Here is a 26,687-nt window from a genome sequence, read left to right as displayed (position 1 = left end):
GGTGCTGGTGCTGGTGCTGGTGCTGGTGCGGTCAGCGGCCGAGGGCCCGGCGGCCGCGACCCTGCGAGAGGACCGGCAGGTTCTTGGCCGGCGCCTGGGAACGCGTGTCCTCCTCGAGACGCAGCGCGAGCGCCGGGCAGCGGCGCACCGCGCGCAGCGCCTTGGCCTCCGCGAACCGCGGCACCTTCGCCTGAGCCACCGTCGGGAAACCGTCCGCGCCCAGTTCGAAGACCTCCGGGAGGATGTCCGCGCACAGGCCGTGGCCCCGGCACAGCGTCCAGTCGACGTAGATCTTCTGACGGCTGCCGCTGGTCTCCTCGGGCTCTCCGCCGCCCGGGATGCCCGTCGGGAGCTTCCCGTCCTCGAAGAGCGGCAGAACGCCTTCCACGGGCCGTCCGCAGCCGTTTCCGAGGACATGCGCGGCCAGGTCGTCGGTGAACGCCTTGATCGTCGACTCCAGGAACATCGCGGAGCCGTCCGGGTGCGAGCACGCGCCGCGCCGCTTCACGTTCTTCGCGACCTGCTTGAGCGCCTCCAAGGCGGCCGGTCCGCCGCCGTTGAGGATGTCCTCCATGCCGCGCGCGGCCGCCGGCAGACCGAGGTAGCAGGGACCGCACTGTCCCGCGCTCTCCTCCGCCAGCCACTGGGCGACCCGCAGCGACTCGCCCAGCGGACACGTGTCCTGTGTGATCGGCAGGATCGCGCCGGCCCCCAGCGCACCGCCCACCGCGTCCAGGGAGTTGCGGGAGACGATCGCCTCGTTGACCGTCGCCGCGTCGATCCACTTGCCGTGGTAGCCGCCGGTCAGCACACCCTGCGGCACCGGCGGGGCGCCGGCCAGCTGCAGGACGTAGCGCAGCGGCACACCCGTGGGCACCTCGATCACCATGGGACGGGCGACCGCGCCGGAGACCGTCAGCATGACGGTGCCCGGCTCGTCGTACAGGCCGGTGTTGCCGTAACGCTCCGGGCCGATACGGGCGGCGATCGCCAGCTGCGCGAACGTCTCCGCGTTCGACAGCAGCGTGGGCGCGCCCCCGACGCCGTTCTGGGAGGCACTGGTCTTGCGGCCGGGCGGGATCGCCGGGCCGCCGTCGATCGAGCGGACCAGCGACGCGGCCGCGCCGGTGACCATCCGCACCGGGTTGCGCTGGACGAACGCCTTCAGCGCCGAACGGCGGCCGGTGCTCAGACCGCGTTCGGCGAGCGCCTGCTCCATGGATCGCTGTGTGGACTCCCGGGTGACCCCCACCACGAGCGTGCGGGCACCCAGCGCCTCGGCGCACAGCAGCGCGCCGTCCAGGATCAGATGCGGGGCACGGTTGATCAGCACCGTGTCCTTGCGGCAGGCCGGCTCGTCCTCGCTGCCGTTGACGACGACGACCGGCCGGACACCGCGCTTGATCGCCGCTTCGGCGACCGAGCGCAGCTTTTTGTGGAAGGGGAAGCCCGCGCCGCCGCGGCCCTTCAGGTTGATGCGCTCGGAGAGCTGCGCGAGCTGCTCCCCGCCCAAGGGCTCAAGCGGCCCGTGCACCTTGAGGTGCATGGGCAGATCGAGTCTTTCGACAAGGTCGAAGCCCGACGTGAGCTGCGGAAGGCCGACCACGCGGACTTCTGGGACGTCGGGCAGGGCCTCGTTCACCTATAGCCTCCGGAAGGCGTGTTCCAAGGTTCGCCCGAACCCGGTGCGTCGAAGGACGCGCCGGGCGATGGTTCGTTGGCGGGACCGCTGTTGTACGTGTCGTTCGAGTTGTACGTGCCGTAGCCGGGGTTCGTCTCACCCGTGTCGTACACATCACGTCCGCCCGGTCCGCCGACGCCCGGATTGCCATAGACCGGGATGTTGTATCCGGTGTCCTGGAGCGGGTCGTACGCCGACGGGGGCGCTTCGCCGACCGGCGGCGGGGACGGGACCGGCCAGGTGCCCGAGGTGCTGCCGGGGCCGTCCATGCGCGGGAAGGCTTCGGTGGCCTGGAGGTCCAGCCGCTCCATGCGCGCGGTCTGACCGGCCGCGAACGGCGACTGCGACTGGGGCTGGGGCTGTCCGGGCGTGGAGGTGGCCCGGTAGGCGGCCGCGAAACCGGAGGCCGGCTCGGGGGTCGGCATCCCGGTCGGGAACAGCGGGTTGGACTGCGTGGCCCCGGCGTCGCCTCGCGAGGGCCTCGGCTCGCGTTCGCGTTCACGCCCGCCGTCGTAGCCCGGCAGGCCGGACTCGCCCACCCGGGCGCGGCTGGCGTCCAGCTCGTCCAGGTCGGGGCGCTCCGAGCTGCCCAGGATGGAGACGAGACGGTCGGCGACCTTGCGCTTGAACGGGCGCGGGGCGGCGCGCAGCGCCAGCGCGCCCATCACGCCGACCAGGCACAGCTCGTACGAGATCATGAAGAAGGGCTTCGCCGCGCGGCCCGCGAACAGGCCGTGGATCAGCGCGGCGCACCAGGCCGGGTAGGCCAGCATGTGCATGGCCCGCCAGCGGGCCGCCACCACGGCCGGGGCTGCGAAATTGCTGCGCAGGGCGCCGGTGACACCGACGAAGATCATCAGTAGTCCGGCCAGCGAACCGAGCCCGATCAGGCCGGCGCTTCCGGTGACGCCGAGCGAGAACGGGATGATCGCGGCGATCACCACGGTGTGATCGAGAGCGATCTTCGTGACGATGTGCACCAGCAGGAACGCGATCGAGGCGACTGCGGTCGTCCGGTGCACCGCTTGGCCGACGATCCGCTGGCGGGTGTTGAGAAAGATGCGGTCCTGTGCGACCAGGCCCCAGATCACCGAGCAGCTCAGCGAGACGAGCGAGAGCACGCCCGCGCCGAAGTTCAGGAACGATTGGAACTGGCTGCCTCCGGTCAGTACGACCACGGGTATGAGCAACAGAACGACAGCGGACGCCACCCCCCAGGCCGAGCGGCCTGGCTTGGGGAGCGAGCTGTTACTACGACGAGGGTTCATGGGGGCAACTCCGAGCAGTTCGGGAAAGCGGTCCCGGTGCCGCAGCCTAAGTGGCGCCATACCGATCAGTACGAGGTTTGAGTTATTGCGTTGTTATCAAAGGGCAATGCGGGCCTTGCGATGTCCCTTAGTGGTTGTTACGCGAAGTAAGTTTTGAACCTGGTTCAACTCTCGTCCCGTTTGTCGCCTTAGACGTACGTGTCAACCGTTGATACGTAAGCGCGTCGCGGCTTGCTCAAGTGCTGCGGTACCCTGACGCCATGCGTGCCGTACGCCTTCTGCTTAGCGGGCCGCGCTGATCAGTCCCGACCGCCGGATCAAACGGCCGGTCGGCATCGGCGCGGCGTCCCCTCCTGTGCGAGGGGATTTTTCGTTTCTAGCAAGTCACAGCCGCAGGCAGAGACGATCGATGGAGCTTTGAGGATCATGAGCGAGACGAACCCCGCTGCCGCCGCCACGTCGGCGGAGGCCGCGCCGCACCGCTACACGGCCGCCCTGGCGGCCGAGATCGAGGCACGCTGGCAGGACTTCTGGGACGCAGACGGCACGTACGCGGCGCCGAATCCCAAGGGTGACCTGGCCGGCGACCCCGAGCTGGTCGCCAGGCCCAAGAAGTTCATCATGGACATGTTCCCGTACCCGTCCGGGGCGGGACTGCACGTCGGCCACCCCCTGGGCTACATCGCCACCGACGTCTTCGCCCGCTTCCAGCGGATGAACGGCCACAACGTCCTGCACACCCTGGGCTTCGACGCCTTCGGACTGCCCGCCGAGCAGTACGCCGTGCAGACCGGCACGCACCCGCGGGTGTCCACCGAGTCCAACATCGAGAACATGAAGGCCCAGCTGCGCCGACTGGGCCTGGGCCACGACAAGCGCCGGTCGTTCGCCACGATCGACCCGGACTACTACAAGTGGACCCAGTGGATCTTCCTGCAGATCTTCAACTCCTGGTACGACGACGAGGCGAAGAAGGCCCGCCCGATCTCCGAGCTGATCGCCCAGTTCGAGTCCGGTGAGCGAGCCGTACCGGGCCACACGCGCGCGTGGAACGCGCTGACCGCAACCGAGCGCGGCGACGTCCTGGGCGAGTTCCGCCTGGCCTACGCCTCGGACGCGCCGGTCAACTGGTGCCCGGGGCTGGGCACCGTGCTGGCCAACGAGGAGGTCACCGCCGACGGACGCTCCGAGCGCGGCAACTTCCCCGTCTTCAAGGCCAAGCTGCGCCAGTGGAACATGCGCATCACCGCCTACGCCGACCGGCTGCTGGACGACCTGAACGAGCTGGACTGGCCCGAGGCCATCAAGCTGCAGCAGCGCAACTGGATCGGCCGCAGCGAGGGCGCCCGCGTCGACTTCCCGATCGACGGCGAGAAGATCACTGTCTTCACCACGCGCCCCGACACCCTGTTCGGCGCGACCTACATGGTGCTGGCACCCGAGCACCCGCTGGTCGACAAGTTCGTCCCGGCCGCCTGGCCCGAGGGCACCCACGACGTGTGGACCGGCGGCCACGCGACGCCCGCCGAGGCCGTGGCCGCGTACCGTGCGCAGGCCGGCGCCAAGTCCGACGTGGAGCGGCAGGCCGAGGCCAAGGACAAGACCGGCGTCTTCACGGGCGCGTACGCGACCAACCCGGTCAACGGCGACAAGGTCCCGGTGTTCGTCGCCGACTACGTGCTGATGGGTTACGGCACCGGCGCGATCATGGCCGTCCCGGCCGGCGACCAGCGCGACTTCGAGTTCGCGCGCGCCTTCGAGCTGCCGATCGTCTGCATCGTCGAGCCGACCGACGGCCGCGGCACCGACACCTCGACGTGGGAGGACGCCTTCGGCTCCTACGACGCGAAGATCATCAACTCCTCCAACGACGACATCAAGCTGGACGGTCTGCCGGTCGCCGAGGCCAAGGCCCGGATCACCGAATGGCTGGCCCGCAAGGGCATCGGCGAGGGCACCGTCAACTTCCGGCTGCGCGACTGGCTGTTCAGCCGCCAGCGCTACTGGGGCGAGCCCTTCCCGATCGTCTACGACGAGGACGGCGTCGCCCACGCGCTGCCCGAGTCGATGCTGCCGCTGGAGCTGCCGGAGGTCGAGGACTACTCGCCGCGCACCTTCGAGCCGGAGGACGCGGACACCCAGCCCGAGACGCCGCTGTCGCGCAACGAGGAATGGGTCAACGTCACCCTGGACCTGGGCGACGGGCCGAAGAAGTACCGCCGCGAGACCAACACCATGCCCAACTGGGCCGGTTCCTGCTGGTACGAGCTGCGCTACCTGGACCCGCACAACGACCAGCAACTGGTCGACCCGGAGATCGAGCGGTACTGGATGGGTCCGCGCCAGGGCATGCCGCACGGCGGTGTCGACCTGTACGTCGGTGGCGCCGAGCACGCGGTGCTGCACCTGCTGTACGCCCGTTTCTGGTCGAAGGTCCTGTACGACCTGGGGCACGTCTCGTCCGCCGAGCCGTTCCACAAGCTGTTCAACCAGGGCATGATCCAGGCCTACGTCTACCGCGACGGCCGCGGCTTCCCGGTGCCCGCCGCCGAGGTCGAGGAACTGGGTGGCGAGTACTACTACCAGGGCGAGAAGGTCACCCGGCTGCTGGGCAAGATGGGCAAGTCCCTGAAGAACGCGGTGACTCCGGACGAGATCTGCGCCGAGTACGGCGCCGACACCCTGCGCCTGTACGAGATGGCGATGGGCCCGCTGGACGTCTCCCGGCCGTGGGACACGCGCGCGGTGGTCGGCCAGTTCCGGCTGCTGCAGCGGCTGTGGCGCGTCATCGTCGACGAGGCGACCGGTGAGGTCACCGTCACCGACGCCGATGCCGACGAGGACACGCTGCGTGTCCTGCACAAGGCGATCGACGGCGTCCGCCAGGACCTGGAGGGCCTGCGCTTCAACACCGCCATCGCCAAGGTCACCGAGCTGAACAACCACCTGACCAAGGCGGGCGGCGCGGTACCGCGTGCGGTCGCCGAGCCTCTGGTCCTGATGATCGCGCCGCTGGCCCCGCACGTCGCCGAGGAGCTGTGGCGCAAGCTGGGTCACAGCGACTCGGTCGTGCACCGGGACTTCCCGGTCGCCGACCCGGACTACGTCGTGGACGAGACCGTGACCTGCGTCGTGCAGATCAAGGGCAAGGTCAAGGCCCGCCTGGAGGTGCCGCCGGCGATCTCCGAGGAGGAGCTGGAGAAGGTGGCGCTGGCCGACGAGAAGGTCGTCGCGGCGCTGGACGGCGCGGGCATCCGCAAGGTGATCGTCCGCGCGCCGAAGCTGGTGAACATCGTCACGGCGTAACGGCCACGGGCCGCCTCCGGGCGGTCCCCTAAGGGCAGGTTCGGGGTTTTTCTGGAACTCCGGGCCTGCCCTTTGCGTTTACCGTTGAAGAGGGCGGCCGCCCCTGCCGTGCTCGGAAGCGGTCGGGTGGTCGGGTGGCCGTCAGCGGAGGAGGAGCCCGTGGAAACAGTGATCGCCGTATTCGCCGTGCTCTTCCTGCTCTTCGTCGCGGGCGGGGTGTACGTCACGTTCAAGGCGGTCGGCGCCGCCAAACGCGGTGTGGACCGTACGATCACGCAAGCTCGTCGGACGGTCGAGGACCACACGCTGCGCGCCAAGTCCATGGTCCAGATCGGCCCTGCGGCCGAGATCGCTCAGCTGCGGCTCACCCTGCGCACCTCGATGCGGGCCACCCAGGACGCGCTGGACGCGGGCGTCGCCGAGGACGAGTCGCTGAAGGAGTCCCTCGGCCTCTTCCAGCGGCTCAGCGCGCACGGGCACGAACTGGACGGCGAACTCAGGCGCCTGGAGTCCGAGCCGGACCGGGCCACGCTCGCCGCGCGGCTGCCCGAACTGCGCCGACGCACCACGCGCATCACCGAGTCCGCGGACGCGTTGCGGTGGGCGGCGCGTGACCGGGCCCACCGGTTCGCCGACGACGATCTGGACACCTTGAGCACGCAGATCGGTGTCGAGGCCGACGCCCTGCGGCACTGGTCCCGTCCTGCCCCCGCGCCCGAAACCCCGCCGTGGCCCGAGGCCGCCGCCGGCCGGGGCGACCGCCAGACCTGGCCCGAGGCACCCCGGCCCGCCCCGGACGGGGACCCGGCGCAGCCCGCGATCCCCCCGCCCGGGCGGCGTCAGGCCTACCCGTGGCAGAAGAAGCCCCGGCCGGAGAGCACCACTTGATACGGCCGGTCCTGGTCGGGGCGGGCGGGGGCGGGCTGCCGCCCCTGGGCTACGCCAGGTAACCTCCAGCTCATGTCCCGCCATGTCGCGATCGTCACCGATTCAACGGCCTACCTGCCGCCGCGGACGATGGAGCGCCACGGCATCACCGCGGTTCCCCTGACCGTGGTCCTCGGCGACCGGGCGTTCGAAGAGGGCACCGAGATCTCGACCCGTTCCCTGGCTCAGGCTCTGCAGAAGCGGCGCTCTGTCACCACGTCGCGGCCCAGCCCCGAGATGTTCGCCGAAACGTACCGCAAGGTCGCCGAGTCCGGTGCCACCGGTATCGTCTCGCTCCACCTGTCCGCCGAACTGTCGGGCACCTACGACGCGGCGGTCATCGCGGCCCGCGAAGCGCCTGTCCCGGTGCGGGTGGTGGACACCGGGATGGTCGCGATGGCGCTCGGTTTCTGCGCGCTCGCGGCGGCCGAGGCCGCCGAGGCGGGCGGCACCGCCGACGAGGCGGTCACGGCGGCGGAGAAACGGGCCGCCGGCACGACCGCGTACTTCTACGTCGACACCCTCGACTATCTGCGCCGCGGCGGCCGCATCGGAGCCGCGCAGGCCCTGCTGGGTTCCGCGCTCGCCGTGAAGCCCCTGCTCCAGCTGGACGGCGGCCGTGTCGAACCGCTGGAGAAGGTGCGGACGGCGTCCCGCGCCATCGCCCGCCTCGAGGAGCTCGCCGCCGACCGGGCGGGCGGTGCCGAGGTGGACATCGCCGTCCACCATCTCGCCGCCCCCGACCGGGCCGCGGCCCTCGCCGACCGGCTGCGGGCGCGGGTCCCGGGGCTGGTCGATCTGCATGTGAGCGAGGTCGGCGCGGTCATCGGCGCGCACACCGGACCCGGGCTGCTCGGGGCGGTCGTCTCACCGCGGTGACCTGTGGATCCGAAGGCGGCAGCCCCGCCGGTTTCACTCGTGTGGGTGGCGAAGTTGTCCACAACCGGGCCGTGATCCACGGAACTTGAGCAAGATCATCGCGAGTCGGCGGGAAGCCCCATCCTCGTCGCATGGCACTTCGATCACGCTCACACGAGACACACGCGACCAGTGGCCCGGGCCGGGGCCCGACCTCCGACGGCCGTACCCGGCACCGCCGGTCCCCGGTCCCGGTCCGCACCCGCCACCGCCCGGTCCCGGCGGAAGAACTGCGCCGCCGGGCGGAACTCCTCTTCGGCGAACGGGGAGTCACCAGGCCGGAGCCGGGACACGGACCCCCGCACGCCGGAACGGTGACCGGCACCGGTGCGGCGGCCGGACTGACCGCGGCCACCACCGGGCCGACGGTGGCCACCTCCGGGGTGCGCGCTGCCGCGTCCGGGGTGCGTACCGCCGCGGCCGCACTGTCCACGGCGGCGGCCGTGGTGTCCTCGGCCCGTGCGCTCGCCGGCGAGACCACGGCCCGGCGTGAACCTGCCCTTCCCGGGCTGCGGGCCCGGGTCGGGCTCGCCGTGCGGGAGCGGATGCCGGTGTGGCTGGCGACCCGCTGCGGGCTGGAACGCCGAGGCGCGGTGGCTCTCGGGGTGGTCCTCGTCGTGGCCGGGGCCCTGGCCGTGCAGCACTTCTGGACGGGCCGGACCGAATCGGTGAGCGCGCCGGAGGTGGTGCGTGCCGAGGCGCCGTACGAGAAGAGCGAGGAGAAGGTTCCGGCCGCGGGCACCGGTACCGCAGCGGCACCCGCCGGGCCGGCGGGGCCCGGCGGCGAGGTCGTCGTGGACGTCACCGGGAAGGTGCGTGAGCCCGGGGTCCACTCCCTGCCGGCCGGGTCCCGGGTGACCGACGCACTGCGGGCGGCGGGCGGGGTGCGGCCGGGTACGGACACCGACGGACTCAACCGTGCCCGTTTCCTGGTGGACGGCGAACAGATCGTCGTCGGGGGCCCCGCTCCGCCGGCCGCCCCGGGCCAGGTCGCGAATGGTGCCGCGGCGGGCACGGGCCCGGCCGCCCCGGTCTCCCTGAACACGGCGACCGTGGAGCAGCTCGACGCCCTGCCCGGAGTCGGCCCGGTGCTGGCGCAGCACATCGTCGACTACCGGACCGAGCACGTCGGCTTCCGCTCGGTCGACGAACTCCGCCAGGTCAAGGGCATCGGCGACCGCCGCTTCTCCGACCTGCGGGATCTGGTACGGCCATGAGTTCTGCGACCGGCCAGGACCCGCCGGAATCCGTGACCGTCGGCCGGGCCGAGCACGCCGGCTCGGGGAGGCGGCCGGGGACCGCGCACCCCCGGCAGGACACGGCGGCCGACCTGCGGCTGGTGCCGCCCGCGCTGGCCGCCTGGGCGACGGCGGCACTGACCCTGGACGCACCGCCGGGGTGGACGGCCGGGACCGCCGTCGCCTGCCTGGTCGCCGGCCTGATCCTGCTCTGGCGCAGCCGCGCGGGCCACCGGCCAGGGACGGTGACCGACAACTCCCCGACCCTGCGGCGGGGGACGGTGACCGGCGATTCCCCGGCCCTGCGGCGGGGGACGGCGACCGGCAACTCCCCGGCCCTCCAGCCGACTTGGCGGTACGCCTCCGTCGGTGCGCTGCTTCTCTGTGTCGCCGGGGCCGCCGCCTCCGCGGGGCTGCACGGGGCGGATGTGCGCCGGGGGCCGGTGCCCGGGCTGGCCCGCGCCTACGCGACCGTGACCGTCGAGGTGGAGCTCACGGGCGACCCGTGGGTCAGCAGGCCGCGCGTGCGGGGGGACCACGCCACGCCGGCCGCCGTGCTGGTGCGCGGCGAGGTACGGCGGGTGGAGAGCGGTGACGGGGAGGCGGTGACGACGCGCTCGCCGGTGCTGATGGCCGTCGACCCGGGGGTGCGGGCGCCCGGTGGCGGCGGCCGCGCGCAGTGGCTCGGGCTGCTGCCCTCCACACGGCTGCGGGTGAGCGGGCGGCTGGCGCCGGCGACGGCCGGCGGGGACCGGACCGCGGCGATGCTGCGGGTACGGGAGCGTCCCGCGCCGGTGGTGGTGGACGAGGCGAGTGGGCCGCAGCGGCTGGCCGGGCGGTTGCGGGCCGGACTGCGGGAAGCGACCGAGGGGCTGCCCGAGGACGCGCGGGCGCTGCTGCCCGGACTGGTCGTCGGGGACACCTCGCGGATCACGCCCGAACTGGACGAGGCCTTCGAGGAGACCGATCTCGCGCACACCCTCGCGGTCTCGGGCAGCAACCTCACCATCCTGCTCGCCCTGCTCGTCGGACCGCCGGGACTGGCCCAGCAGGTCGAGCGGCGCGGCCTCGCCCCGCGCCTGGGGCTGTCGCTGCGATCGACCGCGCTGTTCGCGTCGGCGCTCACCCTCGGCTTCGTCGTGGTGTGCCGGCCGGATCCCAGCGTGCTGCGGGCCGCGGCCTGCGGAGCCGTCGCCCTGCTCGCCCTGGCGACCGGCCGCCGCAGGTCCCTGATCCCGGCGCTGGCGACGGCGGTTCTGCTGCTGGTGCTGTACGACCCGTGGCTGGCACGCAGTTACGGCTTCCTGCTGTCCGTGCTGGCCACCGGGGCGCTGCTGGTGCTGGCGCCCGGCTGGAGCGAGGCGCTGCGACGGCGCGGGGTGCCGGAGCGGCTGGCCGAGGGCCTGGGCGCCGCTGCCGCAGCGCAGGCGGTGTGCGCGCCGGTGGTCGCGGTGCTGTCGGCGCGGGTGAGTCTGGTGGCGGTGCCGTGCAACCTGCTGGCCGAGGTCGCCGTCGCGCCGGCCACAGTGCTGGGGTTCGCCGCGCTCGCGGCGGCCCCGGTGGCGATGCCGTTGGCCAAGGTGCTGGCGTGGTGTGCGGGCTGGCCGGCCGGGTGGATCGCGGGGATCGCCCGGACCGGGGCCGCGCTGCCGGGCGCGGGCGTGGACTGGCCCGGGAGCTGGGCGGGGGCACTCCTGCTGGCCGGGGTCACGGTGGCCGTCGTACCGCTGGGGCGGCGGTTGCTGCGGCATCCGTGGTGGTGCGGGGCGCTCGGGGTGCTGCTCGTGCTGCTGGTGGTACGGCCGGCACCGCTGACCCGGGTGATCACGGGCTGGCCGCCGCCGGGCTGGAGACTGGCGATGTGCGACGTCGGGCAGGGCGACGCGACGGTGCTCGCGGCGGGCGCGGGCACCGGTGTGGTGGTGGACGCCGGGCCCGATCCGACGCTGGTCGACCACTGCCTGCGGGAACTCGGCATCACCCGTGTCCCGCTCGTTGTCCTGACCCACTTCCATGCCGACCATGTCGGCGGGCTGCCCGGGGTGCTGCGCGGGCGGACGGTCGCGCAGATCGAGACGACGGGGTTCGAGGAACCGGCGGAGCAGGCCGAGTTCGTACGGAGGGAGGCGGCCGAGCACCGGATCCCGGTCACGCGCGCGGTCGCCGGGGAGCGGCGCACCACCGGCGGCCTGGACTGGCAGGTGCTGTGGCCGCCCCCGGACCCGGCACCCGAACCGGACGGACCGAACGACGCCAGTGTCGCCCTGCTGGTCCGCTCGGCCGGACTGCGGATGCTGCTGCTCGGAGACCTCGAACCCCCGGCCCAGCAGGAGCTGCTGAGATCACCGGCGGCCGCCGGACTGGGCCGGGTGGACGTTCTGAAAGTGGCCCATCACGGGTCCGCGTATCAGGATCCGCAGCTGTTGCGGCTGGTGGCGCCCCGGGTCGCGCTCATCTCGTGCGGGGCGGACAACCCGTACGGGCACCCGGCGCCGGACACGGTGGCGCGGCTGAGGGCCGCCGGGGCGGTGGTGCTGCGGACCGACCGGGACGGGGCGCTGGCCGTGACCGGCGGTCGTACGGGACGGGAGGCGGGGGAGCTGGCAGTGGCGCGAGACTGAGGGCATGAACTCGGTGAACTCCACGCAGACCGACGCCTACCTCCACCGGCTCGGAGCCGCCCGCCCGGCCCGGCCCACCGTCGAGGCCCTGCGGGATCTGCAGCTGAGGCATCTGCGGGCCGTGCCCTTCGAGAACCTGTCGATCCACCTCGGCGAGGAGATCGTGCTGGAGGAGAGACGGCTGGTGGACAAGGTGGTGGGCGCGGGCCGGGGCGGGTTCTGCTACGAACTCAACGGCGCCTTCTCGGCGTTGCTGACCGCGCTCGGTTTCGAGGTGACGCTGCTGGCGGGGCGGGTGTACGGGGATGAGGGGCGGCTCGGGATCCCGTACGACCATCTGGCGCTGCGGGTCGGGACGGTGGACGGGGGCGAGTGGCTGGCCGATGTCGGGTTCGGGGCGCACAGCCACTACCCGCTGGCGTTCGCGGAGCGGGGTGAGCAGGTGGACCCGGGCGGCACGTTCCGGATCACCGGGGCCGGGCCGGACGCGGCGGGTGCCGGGGGAGAAACGGGTACGGCGGGCGGGGACCTGGACGTGCTGCGGGACGGCAAGCCGCAGTACCGGCTGGAGGTCCGGCCGCGGGTGCTCGGGGACTTCACGGCCGGGGCGTGGTGGCACAGCACTTCACCGTCGTCCCACTTCACGCAGTCACTCGTGTGTTCCCGGGTCACCGAGGACGGCGGCCGGATCACCCTCAGCGGGCGGACGCTGACGGTGACGGCAGCGGGCGGCGCGCGTGAGGTACGGGAGTTGGAGCGCGACGAGGAGGTGCTGGGGGTCTACCGGGAGCGGTTCGGGATCGCGCTGGACCGTGTTCCCGCGGTGCGAAATCGGCGGAACATCGACCAGGACGGCTAATTCGGGTACCACGGGAGAACGCGTCACTACCGGCGCGTAGCATGCTACTCATGGGTAGTTCCGGCTCATCTGCCGGATTCCCGCGATGTGGGCCCGTGTTGCCCCGAAAGCCTCATCAGTGATCGAATGTTTCTTCGGCAACGGACGGTGGCGAGGCGTACAGGGGTGGCGTGGATGTTCGGCGGCTTGAGGGGAAACCGAACGAACCGGGTGCAGCGGACAAGCCCCCTCGCGGCGGTGCAGACTCCGCCCGACGCCGGGGTCCTGAGCTGCCGGGTACTCGACCCGGTCAACGAGCCGGTGACGAACGCCGAGTTCGCGGTCAGCGACGCCATGGGGCGCACGGTGGTCAGCGGGGGTGCGGATCCCTACGGGTCGTTCGTGACGACCGTGCCGGCCGGTGAGTACCGGCTCGCGGTGTCCGCCGAGGGGTTCACGCCGTACCGGGCCACCGCGCGGGTCGCCGAGAACTGCCTCGCCTCGCTCGGTGACGTGACCCTCCAGGTCGCCCAGCCGCCGGAGCTGCCCGCGCCCGGGGACTGGGAGATCGAGCCGACGCATTCCTCGATCGCCTTCACCGCCCGGCACATCGGACTGGCCCGGATCCACGGGCGGTTCAACTCGTTCGCGGGCGCGGTCCGGATCGCCGAGCCGGTGGAGCGGTCCGCCCTGCACGTCGTGATCGACGCCGCGACCATCGACACGGGCGTGCGGATGCGGGACGACCATCTGCGGTCGGCGGACTTCCTGGACGTGCTGCGGTTTCCGACGCTGGAGTTCTACGGCGACCGGTTCGTGCACCGGGGCGGCAGCAGATGGGCCGTCACCGGGGCGCTGTCCCTGCACGGCGTGACGCGGACGGTCACGCTCGACACGGAGTACCTCGGGCTCGGCAACGGCATGGAGGGCGAGGTGCGGGCGGCCTGCCGGGCCACGACCGAACTGCACCGGGACGACTTCACCGTGAGCTGGCAGACGATGCTGGCGCGCGGGATCGCGGTCGTCGGGCCGACCATCCGCGTCGACCTCGATGTGCAGATCGTGCCCAAGGGCTGAGCGGGCCGCTCCGGGTCGTTCGGTCCTGCGGCGGTGGCCGAGAATGGTGCCGTGAGCGATGTGAGACATGTGCTGGTGCTGCCGGACCGGGATGCGGCGGAGGAAGCCGCCGAGGCGCTCGGGGAGCGCTTCGGGACCGGTGAGGAGCCGCGGCTGGTGCGGGACGCGCTGGCGGGCGAGGACGACGCCGAGGACGCGCAGTGGCTGGTGCTGCTGAGGGACGCGGAGGGGCGGCTGGACCCGGCGGAGCTGGACGAGTTCGCGGGGGAGTGGGAGGGGTGGCGGGAGGAGCCGTAGCGGCTGCGGATGCCTCGGCAGGCGGCGCGGCCGCGCTGTCAGTGGGCCGTGGGATGCTTGGCGCGATGGCAAAGAAGACTGCTGATGACGATCCGCTCGCCCCGCTGACGCTCGCCGTGGGGCAGGAGGAACTGCTGCTCGACCGCGCCGTGCAGCAGGTGGTGGCGGCTGCCCGGGCCGCCGACGCCGACACGGACGTGCGGGATCTGACCCCGGACCAGTTGCAGCCCGGCACACTCGCCGAGCTGACCAGCCCGTCGCTCTTCGCGGAGCGCAAGGTCGTGGTCGTACGCAACGCGCAGGACCTGTCCGCCGACACGATCAAGGACGTGAAGGCGTACCTCGGGGCGCCCGCCGAGGAGATCACCCTGGTGCTGCTGCACGCGGGCGGGGTCAAGGGCAAGGGGCTGCTGGACGCGGCGCGCAAGGCGGGGGCGCGGGAGGTCGCCTGCCCGAAGATGACCAAGCCGGCGGACCGGCTCGCGTTCACGCGGAGCGAGTTCCGGGCGCTGGGCCGCTCCGCCACCCCCGAGGCCTGCCAGGCGCTCGTCGACGCCATCGGCAGCGATCTGCGGGAGCTGGCCTCCGCCGTGACCCAGCTCGCCGCCGACGTCGAGGGCACCATCGACGAGGCCGTCGTCGGGCGGTACTACACCGGGCGGGCCGAGGCGTCGAGCTTCACCGTCGCCGACCGGGCCGTGGAAGGGCGTACGGCGGAGGCGCTGGAGGCGTTGCGCTGGTCGCTGGCGACCGGGGTCGCCCCGGTCCTGATCACCAGTGCGCTCGCGCAGGGGGTGCGGGCGATCGGGAAGCTGTCGGGGGCACGCGGCGGGCGGCCCGCCGATCTCGCGCGGGAGCTCGGGATGCCGCCGTGGAAGATCGACCGGGTACGGCAGCAGATGCGGGGCTGGACGCCCGACGGGGTGGCGGTGGCGCTGCGGGCCGTCGCCGAGGCCGACGCGGGGGTCAAGGGCGGCGGGGACGACCCCGAGTACGCCCTGGAGAAGGCCGTGGTGACCATCGCGCGGGCGGCGCGGTCGCGAGGCCGGGGGTAACCGGCCGGGCGTACCGCAGGGGGACGGGTCCGCCCGGACAAGCCGAAAGCCCCGGCGGCCGCCCTGGGGAAGGGTGGAATGCCGGGGCCTCGGTTCAAGCTTTTCGAGCCCGTTCCCGCGTGGCGAACGCAGGCCGCGAACAGGCTCTGGGTGCCGGTCGGGGGCGGATGAGAGAGGGCCCGCCCGGGTCCTTCCGGCGTCGTATCAAGTGTCAGCCCTGGAGGGACGCGACCTTGGAAGCGAGCGCCGACTTCTTGTTGGCGGCCTGGTTCTTGTGGATGACGCCCTTGGAGACGGCCTTGTCGAGCGCACGCGACGCGGCGCGCTGGTACTCGGTGGCCTTCTCGACGTCACCCGCGGCAGCGGCCTCGCGGGCCTTGCGGATCGCGGTCTTGAGGGAGGACTTGACAGCCTTGTTGCGCTGACGAGCCTTCTCGTTGGTCTTGATCCGCTTGATCTGGGACTTGATGTTCGCCACGAAAGAGCCTTTTCAGGTTCTGGTCCGGGACCGTGCAGATCCCGTACCGATGATTTCTCGAAGACGTGCCTCGCGCTGAGAGGGCATGAGACACAGCTGCCCAGACTAGCAGCGGGGCGGGGAACGGCCCAAACCGGTCCCCGGTCCTCCGCCATGGGACCATGGAGACTACGTATCGATCCGACCCGAGGCATAAGGCGCCTCAAGAGACAGGACCCTGCGTGCCCGCGACCCCTAACAATGTGCCCGAGCCGAGCCGTACCGACCCGGCTCTGATCCGCAATTTCTGCATCATCGCGCACATCGACCACGGCAAGTCCACGCTCGCCGACCGGATGCTCCAGCTGACCGGTGTGGTCGAGCAGCGGCAGATGCGTGCTCAGTACCTCGACCGGATGGACATCGAGCGCGAACGCGGCATCACGATCAAGTCCCAGGCGGTGCGTCTGCCCTGGGCCCCCACCGAGGGCCCCGACCAGGGCAGCACGCACATCCTCAACATGATCGACACCCCGGGGCACGTCGACTTCACCTACGAGGTCTCGCGGTCGCTGGCGGCCTGCGAGGGGACCGTCCTCCTCGTCGACGCCGCCCAGGGCATCGAGGCGCAGACCCTCGCCAACCTCTACCTGGCGATGGAGAACGACCTCACGATCATCCCCGTGCTCAACAAGATCGACCTGCCGGCCGCCCAGCCGGAGAAGTTCGCCGAGGAACTGGCGAACCTGGTCGGCTGCGAACCGGACGACGTGCTGCGGGTCTCCGCCAAGACCGGTGTGGGCGTCGACGCCCTGCTGAACAAGGTCGTCAAGGAGATCCCGGCGCCGGTCGGCGTCGCCGACGCGCCCGCCCGCGCGATGATCTTCGACTCGGTCTACGACTCCTACCGCGGTGTCGTCACCTATGTCCGTGTCATCGACGGCCAGCTCAACAAGCGCGAGCGCATCAAGATGATGTCGACCGGCGCCACCCACGAGCTGCTGGAGATCGGTACGAACTCGCCCGAGATGCTGGGCGCCGACGGTCTCGGCGTCGGCGAGGTGGGCTATCTGATCACCGGTGTGAAGGACGTCCGGCAGTCCAAGGTCGGTGACACCGTCACCAGTCAGCACAAGGGCGCCACCGAGGCGCTCGGCGGCTACAAGGACCCGAAGCCGATGGTCTTCTCCGGCCTGTATCCGCTGGACGGCTCCGACTACCCCGAACTGCGCGAGGCCCTCGACAAGCTGCAGCTCAACGACGCCGCGCTCGTCTACGAGCCGGAGACCTCCGCCGCCCTCGGCTTCGGTTTCCGCGTCGGCTTCCTCGGCCTGCTGCACCTGGACGTGATCCGGGAGCGGCTGGAGCGCGAGTTCGGGCTCGACCTGATCGCGACGGCCCCGAACGTGGTGTACCGCGTCGTCATGGAGGACGGCAGCGAGCACACGGTCACCAATCCGAGCGAGTTCCCCGAGGGGAAGATCGGCGAGGTGTACGAGCCGGTCGTGCGCGCCACCATCCTGGCGCCCAGCGAGTTCATCGGCTCGATCATGGAGCTGTGCCAGACCCGGCGCGGCACCCTGCTCGGCATGGACTACCTGTCCGAGGACCGCGTCGAGATCCGGTACACACTGCCGCTCGCGGAGATCGTCTTCGACTTCTTCGACCAGCTGAAGTCGAAGACGCGCGGTTACGCGTCGCTGGACTACGAGCCCACCGGCGAGCAGACGTCCAGCCTGGTCAAGGTCGACATCCTGCTGCACGGCGACAAGGTGGACGCCTTCTCGGCGATCACGCACAAGGACGCGGCGTACGCGTACGGGGTGCGGCTCGTCGCCAAGCTGCGCGAGCTCATCCCCAGGCAGGCCTTCGAGGTGCCCATCCAGGCCGCCATCGGCTCCCGGGTGATCGCCCGCGAGACCATCCGCGCCATCCGCAAGGACGTCCTCGCCAAGTGCTACGGCGGTGACATCTCCCGTAAGCGCAAGCTGCTGGAGAAGCAGAAGGAGGGCAAGAAGCGGATGAAGATGGTGGGTTCCGTGGAGGTTCCGCAGGAGGCCTTCATCGCCGTCCTCAGCAGTGATGACAGCGGGGGATCGGCCAAGAGCAAGAAGTAACCACCGGTAATAATCGGCCATGGCCGCAAAACGGGCGCAACAGGGGTCCGCCGTGCGAAAGCGTGGTGGACCCCTACGCGTGCGTAGGGTCGCTCTGTGTGGAACATGCGGGGAAACAGACAGGCCGAAGCCCCTTACGTACAGGCCGGTCGCGGCTTACTCTGATCCCTGCTCGATAGTTACTCGCGAGTTAAACAAGTAGTGCGAACCGCACCGTGAGTAAACCCAGCCGCACTGAGCCAGCCGCACCGTCGCGGGCCCCCGGAGGATGTCGTGAGCGACACGCAGACACTGATCGAGAACCGTCCGCCGTCCGTGGCGGCCCTCTTCCTGGAGCGTGTGGCGGCCACACCGGACGCCGAGGCCTACCGGTACCCGGTGCCCGCCGCCTCCGGTCAGGGCCCGGACGACTGGAAGTCCCTGAGCTGGGGGCAGGCGGCCGAGCGCGTCCACGCGATCGCGGCCGGTCTCATCGAACTCGGCATCCAGCCCGAGCAGCGGGTCGCCCTCGCCGCCTCCACCCGCGTCGAGTGGATCCTCGCCGACCTCGGCATCCTGTGCGCCGGAGCGGCCACCACGACCGTCTACCCGCAGACCAATGCCGAGGAGTCGGCGTTCATCCTCTCCGACTCCGGCAGCCGGGTACTGATCGCGGAGGACGCGGCACAGGTCGCCAAGGCCGTCGAGAAGCGCGCCGAGCTGCCCGAACTCACGCAGGTCGTCGTCATCGACCCGGCCGGCGTGGAGACGGGCGACTGGGTTCTCACCCTCGCCGAGCTGGAGGAGCGCGGTGCCAAGTACCTGGAGAAGCACCCCGAGCTGATCAAGGAGCGGGTCGGCGCGATCACCAAGGACCAGCTCGCCACGCTCATCTACACCTCCGGCACCACCGGCCGCCCCAAGGGCGTACGGCTGCCGCAGGACAACTGGTCGTACATGGCGAAGGCGATCGCCGCGACCGGGCTGGTCAGCGCCGACGACGTGCAGTACCTCTGGCTGCCGCTCGCCCATGTCTTCGGCAAGGTGCTCACCTCGGGGCAGATCGAGGTCGGCCATGTCACCGCCGTCGACGGCCGCGTCGACAAGATCATCGAGAACCTGCCGGTCGTGCAGCCGACGTACATGGCCGCCGTGCCGCGCATCTTCGAGAAGGTCTACAACGGTGTCGCCGCGAAGGCCCGTGCCGGTGGTGCGGCCAAGTACAAGATCTTCCAGTGGGCGGCCGACGTCGCCCGCGAGTACGCCAAGGCCACCCAGGACAACTTCCGCCGCACCGGCTCCGCCACCGCGCCCTTCGGGCTCACCGCCAAGCACAAGGTCGCCGACGGGCTCGTCTACTCCAAGCTGCGGGAGGCCTTCGGCGGGCGGCTGCGGGCCTGTGTCTCCGGGTCCGCCGCGCTGGCCCCCGAGATCGGCTACTTCTTCGCCGGCGCCGGTGTGCACATCCTCGAGGGCTACGGTCTGACGGAGTCCTCCGCCGCGTCCTTCGTGAACCCCGGCGAGGCCTACCGCACCGGTACGGTCGGCAAGCCGCTGCCCGGCTGCGAGGTACGGATCGCCGACGACGGGGAGATCCTGCTCCGCGGCCCCGGCATCATGCAGGGCTACCACGGGCTGCCCGAGAAGACCGCGGAGGTCCTCGAAGCCGACGGGTGGTTCCACACCGGTGACATCGGTGAGCTGTCCCCCGACGGCTATCTGCGGATCACCGACCGCAAGAAGGACCTCATCAAGACGTCCGGCGGCAAGTACATCGCGCCCGCCGAGGTCGAGGGACAGTTCAAGGCGGTCTGCCCGTACGTCTCCAACATCCTCGTCCACGGCGCCGACCGGAACTACTGCACGGCTCTGATCGCCCTCGACGAGGTCGCGATCCTGGAATGGGCCAAGGAGAACGGCCTGGACGGCAAGTCCTACGCCGAGGTGGTGGCCGCGCCGGCGACCGTCGAGATGGTCGACGGATACGTCAAGGAGCTCAACGAGGGGCTGCAGCGCTGGCAGACCATCAAGAAGTTCCGGCTGCTGCCCCGGGACCTGGATGTGGAGCACGGGGAGATCACGCCGAGCCTGAAGGTGAAGAGGCCGGTTGTGGAGCGGGAGTACAAGCACCTGATCGACGAGATGTACGCGGGGACGCGCGAGGCGTAGGGGTTTCGTCGTCAGGTGCTGGTGCGTGGGGGCTGTTCGCGCAGTCCCCCGCGCCCCTGCGGTCGGATCAGCTGACGCAGCTCACCGACTTCGGCCCGCAGTGCCGCCGCGTCCAGCGGACCGTCTGCGGACAAGTGGTCCTCCAGGACGGCCAGTCGCTTGCTCAACTCGCTGAAATCCGCCTGTTCTCGCGTCAGCAGAGCCTGCAACTGCTGGTTTTTCCTGTGCAGCTCCAAAAACACGTTGACCTTCGCCCGCAGCACCCACGGATCGAAGGGCTTCGTCAGATAGTCCGCCGCGCCTGTCGCGTAACCGCGGAACGCGTACCCGGCGTCCTCCTCCGCTCCCGTCAGGAAGATGATCGGGACGTCCTTCGTCTGGTCGAGGCGTTTGATGTTCGCGGCTGTTTCGAAGCCGTCCATGCCCGGCATGCGGATGTCGAGGAGGACCACGGCGAAGCGGCGGCGCAGCAGGGCCTTCATCGCCTCCTCGCCGGAACGCGCGCGTACTATCGGCTCGTTCAGGGATCCCAGCACGGCCTCCAGCGCGATCAGGTTGTCCTCCATGTCGTCGACCAGGAGGATGCCGGCCCGCTCGTCAGCGATCATCGCCCCGTCCGTTCCTCGTCGGCGGGTTCGCCGCCTTCCGTGCTGTCGGGGTCCAGGAGTGCGCAGACGACGGTGAGCAGCCGGTCGACGTCCACGGGTTTGGGTACGTAGTCGTTGGCGCCGCGTGCGATGGACTTCTCCCGGTCGCCGGGCATCGCCTTCGCCGTGAGCGCGACGATCGGCAGGCCGGTCCAGCGGGGGGCGCGGCGGATGGCCGCGATGGTCTCGTAGCCGTCCATCTCCGGCATCATGATGTCCATCAGGACCAGTTCGACGTCCGGGTTGCGCTCGAGGGTCTCGATGCCTTCCCGGCCGTTCTCCGCGTAGAGCACGGGCATGCCGACGCGGCCCAGGACATGGGTGAGCGCGAAGACGTTGCGGATGTCGTCGTCGATGATCAGGACGCGCCGGCCGGGCAGGATCCGGCCTGCGCGGCCGGACTGCCACGCCTCCAGCTTGGCCGGAGCCGGCCAGGAGTCGTCGGTGTCGGGGGTGGTGGCCGGGGCGGGGCCGGGCACCGGCAGGGTGTGGTCCTCCGGGGTGGGGCCGGCCGCCGTGTGACCGGGGCTGACGACGGGGACGTACAGCGTGAACGTCGAGCCCCTCCCCTGTTCGCTCGCCGCGACGATACGGCCGCCGAGCAGGCCCGCGATCTCGCGGCTGATGGACAGGCCGAGGCCGGTGCCGCCGTACTTGCGGTTCGTGGTGCCGTCGGCCTGCTGGAACGCCTCGAAGATCACCGGGAGTTTCTCGGCGGCGATCCCGATGCCGGTGTCCGTCACCTCGAAGGCGATCACCTCGTCGCTGCCGCGGACGTAGTGCTGGTCGGGGTCCTTCACCCGGTCGACGCGCAGTTCCACCCGTCCCTTGGCGGTGAACTTGATCGCGTTGGAGAGCAGGTTGCGCAGGATCTGCTGGAGGCGCTGTTCGTCGGAGTACATCTCGCGCGGTACGTCCTCGCCGACCGCCACCTCGAAGGCCAGACCCCGGTCCAGGGTCAGCGGGCGGAAGGTGGCGTGGACGTAGTCGAGGAGTTTGATCAGAGGCAGGCGTTTGGGGCGTACGTCCATCCGGCCGGCCTCGATCTTCGACAGGTCCAGGATGTCGTTGATGAGCTGGAGGAGGTCGGAGCCCGAGCGGTGGATCGTCGTCGCGAACTGGACCTCCTGGTCGGAGAGACGGCCGTCCGGGTTGTCGGACAGCAGCCGGGCCAGGATCAGCAAGGAGTTCAGCGGAGTGCGCAGTTCGTGGGACATGTTGGCCAGGAACTCCGACTTGTACTGGGAAGAAGTCGCCAGGAGAGCGGCTTTCTCCTCCAGTTCCGCGTTCGAGCGTTGCAGTTCCGCCTGTTGTTTCTGAAGTTCGTCCGAGCGTTCCTGGAGTTGCATCGCCAGGCGTTGCGACTCGCCGAGCAGGGACTCCGTGCGGGAGTTGGCGATGATCGTGTTGATGGCCACGCCGATGGTGTTGACGAACTGGTCGAAGAAGGCCAGGTGGACGTCGGAGAAGCGGGAGAAGGAGGCCAGCTCGATGACGCCGAGGAGTTTGTCCTCGAAGAGGATCGGGATGATGACGATCGTCGTCGGCGCCGCTTCGCCGAGACCGCTGTTGATCTTGATGTAGTCCGGCGGTGCCTCCTCGACGAGGATCCGCTTCTTCTCGCGGGCGGCCTGGCGGACCAGGCCGTGCACCGGCAGGCCGCCGGTCTCCACGATCGCGCCCTGCGCGGAGCCGTAGCCGGCGATGAACGCCATGCCTTTCGCCGGTACGGCCGTGCGCACGGCCGCGCCGTCCTCGTCCGGGTCGGCCAGGAAGAACGCGCCGTACTGGGCGTTCACCAGCGGGGTCAGCTCGCGCAGGATCAGGTCGGCGACCTCCATCAGGTCCCGGTGGCCCTGCATCAGCGCGGCGAGCCGGGCCAGGTTGGACTCCAGCCAGTCCTTCGCGCGGGTCGTCTCGCGCAGGTTGGCCACCATCAGGTTGATGTTGTCCTTCAGCTCGGCGACCTCGCCCTGCGTCTCCACGGTGATCGAGCGGGACATGTCGCCCTGTGCGACGGCCGAGGCGACCTCGGCGATCGCGCGGACCTGGGTGGTGAGGTTGAGGGCGAGTTCGTTGACGTTGGTCGTCAGGCGCTTCCAGGTGCCGTACACGCCCTCCACGCGCGCCTGGCCGCCCAGTTGCCCCTCGGAGCCCACCTCGCGGGCCACGCGGGTCACCTCGGACGAGAACGACGACAGGGTGTCGACCATCGTGTTGATCGTCGTCTTCAGTTCGAGGATCTCGCCGCGCGCGTCCACGTCGATCTTCTTCGACAGGTCGCCCTGGGCCACGGCCGTCGCCACCTGGGCGATGTTGCGCACCTGTGAGGTGAGGTTGTCGGCCATGTAGTTGACGTTGTCGGTCAGGTCCCGCCAGACGCCGGAGACGCCGAGCACCTGGGCGCGGCCGCCCAGCCGGCCGTCGGTGCCGACCTCGCGGGCCACGCGGGTCACCTCGTCGGCGAAGGCCCGCAGCTGCTCCACCATCGTGTTGACGGTGTCCTTCAGTTCGAGGATCTCGCCGCGCGCGTCGACGGTGATTTTCTTGGAGAGGTCGCCGTTGGCGACGGCTGTCGTCACCTGGGCGATGTTCCGCACCTGTGAGGTCAGGTTCAGCGCCATGAAGTTGACGTTGTCGGTGAGGTCTTTCCAGACGCCGGACACGCCTCTGACCTGCGCCTGACCGCCGAGGTTTCCTTCGGTGCCGACTTCGCGGGCGACGCGGGTGACTTCGTCGGCGAACGCCGACAGCTGGTCGACCATCGTGTTGATGGTTGATTTCAGTTCGAGAATCTCGCCTTTCGCCTCCACGGTGATCTTCTTGCCGAGGTCGCCCTGGGCGACGGCCGTGGAGACGAGCGCGATGTTGCGGACCTGGCTCGTCAGGTTGTCCGCCATGAAGTTGACGTTGTCGGTGAGGTCCTTCCAGACGCCCGACACGCCTCTGACCTGCGCCCGGCCGCCGAGGTTTCCTTCCGTCCCCACCTCACGGGCGACGCGGGTGACTTCGTCGGCGAACGCCGACAGCTGGTCGACCATCGTGTTGATCGTCGACTTCAGTTCGAGAATCTCGCCCTTGGCGTCGACCGTGATCTTCTGCGACAGGTCGCCGTTGGCGACGGCTGTCGTCACCTGGGCGATGTTGCGGACCTGTGAGGTCAGGTTCGACGCCATGAAGTTGACGTTGTCGGTGAGGTCCTTCCAGACGCCGGAGACACCCCGCACCTGGGCCCGGCCGCCCAGCTGTCCCTCCGTGCCGACCTCGCGCGCGACCCTGGTCACCTCGTCGGCGAACGCGGACAGCTGGTCGACCATGGTGTTGACGGTGAGCTTCAGTTCCAGCAGTTCACCGGTCGCCTCGACGGTCACCGTGCGGGTCAGGTCGCCGCGCGCCACCGCCGTCGTCACCAGGGCGATGTCTCGGACCTGGGCGGTCAGCCGGGACGCCATGGTGTTGACGGCCTCGGTCACGTCCCGCCAGCTGCCGGACAGGCGCTGCACCTTGGCCCGGCCGCCGAGCCGCCCCTCGGTGCCGACCTCGCGCGCGACCCGGGTCACCTCGCCGGTGAACAGGGACAGCTGGTCGACCATCTTGTTCACCGCGCGGCCCAGTCTGCGCAGGTCGCCGCGTAACTGGCGGCTGCCGTCGTGCAGATCGACCCGTTGGGTCAGATCGCCGCCGGCCACCGCGTCCAGGACGCGCGTGGCGTTCGCCGCGGGGGCGACCAGGGCGTCGAGGACCTGGTTGACGTCGTCGACGCGGGACGTCCAGGCGCCCTGGCCGGGGCTGGCCGAGAGCCGTTCGTCGAGGCGGCCGTGGCGCACCAGCTCGCGTTTCACGCGTTGCACTTCAGAGTTGAAGTGAACGCTGCGGTCCATGATCTGGTTGAAGACCGCGGTGAGTTCGGCGACCATCCCCTCCCCGGTCTCGGGCGCTTTGGTGAAGTCGCCGTCCCGGGCGGCGGTCAGCGCGGCGAGCAGAGGGCGCAGTTCGGATGCTCGGAGTTGTTCCGGTTTCTGTCCGTCTTCGAGCACACGTGTAGCACTGTTCTCACTCATGGCGGCCCACTTCGGTAACTCGGTGCTTATGGGCGCAGTCAGTCTGTCACTCTGTCCGCATCGATCGGGATGTATTCGTCCGAACTGCTCGGGGAGCTCGACATGGGGGCCATACCCACGCAACGGGAGACCGTCTCCCGGGTCCGTGAGGCGCCTGCGCGCGACGAGGCGCCCGCGCACGAGAGCGCGGGCGCGTACGCGCAGGGGCGCGCGACCCTGCCCGGGAGCCCCCTCGCGCCGGGTTCCGCCCGCGCGCTGGTGCGCGCCTGCCTCGACGAGTGGACCGACTGCGGCCTGCTGGAGCCGGGACAGCGGGTCGCCGAGGACGCCATGGTGGTCGTCAGTGAACTCGTCACCAACGCCGTCGTGCACGCCGGCACGGACATCGAGGTCGACTGGTGGCTGGAGGAGGCGCGGGAGGAGACGGCGTTCGTTGTCGAGGTCACCGACCACCACCCCTCCCGCGCCCCGCGCGACCACCCGGGCGAGACGCCGTACGAGACCCCGGAGTACGGGCGCGGGCTGCGCCTGGTCGCCTCGCTCGCCGAGTCCTGGGGGGTCACCTACCGCGTCGGCGCGAAGACGGTGTGGGCGCGCCTGACCGGGCACGGCGGCACGCTCCCCGACGAGCAGGAGCTGAAGGTGGCCGAGATCCTCGCGCCCGAGCCGCAGCGCCTCGACCGGGACCGGGACTGGCTGGACAGAGGCGTGCTGTCGTTCCTCGCCGAGGCCTCCGACCTGCTCGCCGGGCAGCTCGACGAGAACCTGGTGGCCGCGCTGGCCGGCCAGCTGATCGTGCCGCGGCTGGCCGACTGGTGCGCGGTGTGGCTGGAGGACGAGTCGACGGTGCGGTCCGGCGGCTGGGGCGACGCGAACGGCGCGGGCGGCCCGCGGCTGGCCCGGGTCTGGCACGGCAGCGAGAACCGCATCGAGGAACTGCGCCGCGCCCTGGAGAAGGACCCGCCGTGCGCGCAGGACGGCTTACGGTCCCGGCCCGAGTCGTATCCCTGGCCCGGCGAGGCGCTCGGCCCGCAGGGCGCCCGCGGCTCGGCGCTCTCCTACCGGCTGATCGCGGGCGGCCGTCCGCTCGGCACGCTCGTGATCGGACGCTCCGGCCCGGCCGGTTTCCCCGACGAGATCACCGGCCTGGTCGAGGACTTCGGACGCCGGGTCGCCCTCGCCATCGGCGCGGCCCGCCAGTACGCCCGCCAGGCCACCATCAGCGCCGTCCTCCAGCGCGGGCTGCTGCCGGGTGCGGTCGCCGAGATCCCGGGCGTGCGCAGCGCGCTCGTCTACGAGCCCTGTGACAAGGGCGGTCCCAGCGGTGACTTCTACGACCTGTTCCCGGCCGGCGACGGCCGCTGGTGCTTCGCCGTCGGCGACGTCCAGGGCAAGGGCCCCGAGGCCGCCGTCGTCATCGGCCTGGCCCGGCCCTGGCTGCGGCTGCTCGCCCGGGAGGGGTACCGGGTCGCCGACGTCCTCGACCGGCTCAACCAGCTCCTCCTCGACGACGCCACCGAGGCCGCCGACGCCGCCGCCCGCGCCCTGGTCGCCGGCGGCGGCCGTACCCTGCCGCCGGGCGACGGCCCGCAGACCCGTTTCCTCTCCCTCCTCTACGGCGAACTCACCCCCCTGGAGACGGGTGGCATCCGCTGCACCCTCGCCTCCGCCGGGCATCCGCTGCCGCTGCTCCTCGGTCCCGACGGCGTGGTCCGCACCGCCGCCCGGCCGCAGACCCTGCTGGGGGTCGTGGAGGACGAGACGTACACCAGCGAGACCATAGAGCTCGGGCCCGGCGACAGCCTGCTGTGCGTGACCGACGGGGTCACCGAGCGCCGCTCGGGCTCCCGGCAGTTCGACGACGGCGACGGGCTCGCGCGGGCCCTCGCGGGCTGCACGGGCCTGAGCGCCGAGCTGATCGCCGAGCGCATCAGGCGGCTCGTGCACGAGTTCGGCGGCGGGCAGCCGGAGGACGATCTGGCGCTGCTGGTCCTCCAGGCGGAGTAACCGTCGTCGTACGGGACAATGGGG

Annotated in this window: 17 protein-coding genes; 12 read left to right on the top strand and 5 right to left on the bottom strand. The window is 70.9% G+C overall.

Annotated elements, in window-relative coordinates:
- Positions 1–31: 31 nt before the first annotated feature.
- Together ACZ5K7_RS08605 and ACZ5K7_RS08600 are read right to left on the bottom strand one after the other, a co-directional pair.
- Complete coding sequence (locus tag ACZ5K7_RS08605) at positions 32–1,642, bottom strand: NADH-ubiquinone oxidoreductase-F iron-sulfur binding region domain-containing protein (protein ID WP_351691257.1); 1,611 nt, start codon at positions 1,640–1,642, stop codon at positions 32–34.
- Entirely contained in the window at positions 1,639–2,949 is a 1,311-nt protein-coding gene (locus tag ACZ5K7_RS08600) for a cytochrome b/b6 domain-containing protein (RefSeq protein ID WP_468911947.1), read from the bottom strand. The genes ACZ5K7_RS08605 and ACZ5K7_RS08600 overlap by 4 nt, the downstream gene beginning before the upstream one ends.
- Before the next feature lie 426 nt (positions 2,950–3,375).
- On the opposite strand from ACZ5K7_RS08600, the gene leuS reads away from it, so the two are divergent.
- The 9 genes from leuS to holA all read left to right on the top strand — a co-directional run bounded on the left by leuS (position 3,376) and on the right by holA (position 15,226).
- Positions 3,376–6,255: a leucine--tRNA ligase gene (gene leuS / locus ACZ5K7_RS08595; protein WP_468911945.1), complete on the top strand. Its 2,880-nt coding sequence runs from the start codon at positions 3,376–3,378 to the stop codon at positions 6,253–6,255.
- Between the two features lie 159 nt (positions 6,256–6,414).
- Positions 6,415–7,143, top strand: coding sequence for a hypothetical protein (locus ACZ5K7_RS08590; RefSeq protein WP_468911942.1), 729 nt, complete (start codon positions 6,415–6,417; stop codon positions 7,141–7,143).
- A gap of 72 nt (positions 7,144–7,215) precedes the next feature.
- On the top strand, positions 7,216–8,061 hold the full coding sequence (locus ACZ5K7_RS08585) for a DegV family protein (RefSeq protein WP_450971594.1): 846 nt from the start codon (positions 7,216–7,218) through the stop codon (positions 8,059–8,061).
- Between the two features lie 131 nt (positions 8,062–8,192).
- The gene (locus ACZ5K7_RS08580) at positions 8,193–9,317 is read left to right on the top strand and encodes a ComEA family DNA-binding protein (RefSeq protein ID WP_468911938.1); all 1,125 of its coding nucleotides are present in this window, start codon (positions 8,193–8,195) and stop codon (positions 9,315–9,317) included.
- Positions 9,314–11,959, top strand: a complete 2,646-nt coding sequence (locus tag ACZ5K7_RS08575; protein ID WP_468911935.1) for a ComEC/Rec2 family competence protein — start codon at positions 9,314–9,316, stop codon at positions 11,957–11,959. Before ACZ5K7_RS08580 ends, ACZ5K7_RS08575 begins: the two co-directional genes overlap by 4 nt.
- Positions 11,960–11,972: 13 nt before the next feature.
- Positions 11,973–12,818: an arylamine N-acetyltransferase family protein gene (locus ACZ5K7_RS08570; protein ID WP_468912019.1), complete on the top strand. Its 846-nt coding sequence runs from the start codon at positions 11,973–11,975 to the stop codon at positions 12,816–12,818.
- Between the two features lie 174 nt (positions 12,819–12,992).
- A complete protein-coding gene (locus ACZ5K7_RS08565) occupies positions 12,993–13,874 on the top strand; it encodes a YceI family protein (RefSeq protein WP_468911932.1) in 882 nt (293 codons plus the stop codon).
- Between the two features lie 51 nt (positions 13,875–13,925).
- Positions 13,926–14,171, top strand: coding sequence for a hypothetical protein (locus tag ACZ5K7_RS08560; RefSeq protein WP_351691279.1), 246 nt, complete (start codon positions 13,926–13,928; stop codon positions 14,169–14,171).
- A 65-nt stretch (positions 14,172–14,236) separates the two neighbouring features.
- Positions 14,237–15,226 carry a DNA polymerase III subunit delta gene (holA, locus tag ACZ5K7_RS08555; protein WP_468911929.1) on the top strand — a complete coding sequence of 330 codons (990 nt, stop codon included), beginning with the start codon at positions 14,237–14,239 and terminating at the stop codon, positions 15,224–15,226.
- 211 nt (positions 15,227–15,437) lie between these two features.
- On the opposite strand, the gene rpsT is transcribed toward holA, so the two are convergent.
- Positions 15,438–15,704, bottom strand: coding sequence for a 30S ribosomal protein S20 (gene rpsT / locus ACZ5K7_RS08550; protein WP_351691285.1), 267 nt, complete (start codon positions 15,702–15,704; stop codon positions 15,438–15,440).
- Positions 15,705–15,925: 221 nt separating this feature from the next.
- Here rpsT and lepA point away from each other — a divergent pair, with 221 nt between their 5' ends.
- Positions 15,926–17,800 (top strand): translation elongation factor 4, encoded by a 1,875-nt coding sequence (lepA, locus tag ACZ5K7_RS08545; protein ID WP_351691288.1) that lies wholly within the window; start codon positions 15,926–15,928, stop codon positions 17,798–17,800.
- Between the two features lie 273 nt (positions 17,801–18,073).
- A complete protein-coding gene (locus ACZ5K7_RS08540) occupies positions 18,074–19,948 on the top strand; it encodes an AMP-dependent synthetase/ligase (RefSeq protein ID WP_468911925.1) in 1,875 nt (624 codons plus the stop codon).
- 11 nt (positions 19,949–19,959) lie between these two features.
- Here the strand turns inward: ACZ5K7_RS08540 and ACZ5K7_RS08535 are convergent, their stop codons facing one another.
- Together ACZ5K7_RS08535 and ACZ5K7_RS08530 are read right to left on the bottom strand one after the other, a co-directional pair.
- The gene (locus ACZ5K7_RS08535; RefSeq protein ID WP_351691294.1) at positions 19,960–20,556 is read right to left on the bottom strand and encodes a response regulator; all 597 of its coding nucleotides are present in this window, start codon (positions 20,554–20,556) and stop codon (positions 19,960–19,962) included.
- Positions 20,553–24,656, bottom strand: a complete 4,104-nt coding sequence (locus ACZ5K7_RS08530; RefSeq protein ID WP_468911922.1) for a HAMP domain-containing protein — start codon at positions 24,654–24,656, stop codon at positions 20,553–20,555. The genes ACZ5K7_RS08535 and ACZ5K7_RS08530 overlap by 4 nt, the downstream gene beginning before the upstream one ends.
- A gap of 102 nt (positions 24,657–24,758) precedes the next feature.
- Between ACZ5K7_RS08530 and ACZ5K7_RS08525 the strand changes: the two genes are divergently transcribed.
- On the top strand, positions 24,759–26,663 hold the full coding sequence (locus ACZ5K7_RS08525; RefSeq protein ID WP_468911919.1) for a SpoIIE family protein phosphatase: 1,905 nt from the start codon (positions 24,759–24,761) through the stop codon (positions 26,661–26,663).
- Positions 26,664–26,687: the final 24 nt, after the last annotated feature.

The sequence above is a fragment of the Streptomyces sp. NPDC031497 genome, assembly GCF_055580905.1.
Note: the sequence above shows the minus strand (reverse complement) of the source record. Positions and strands in the feature narration are given on the sequence as shown.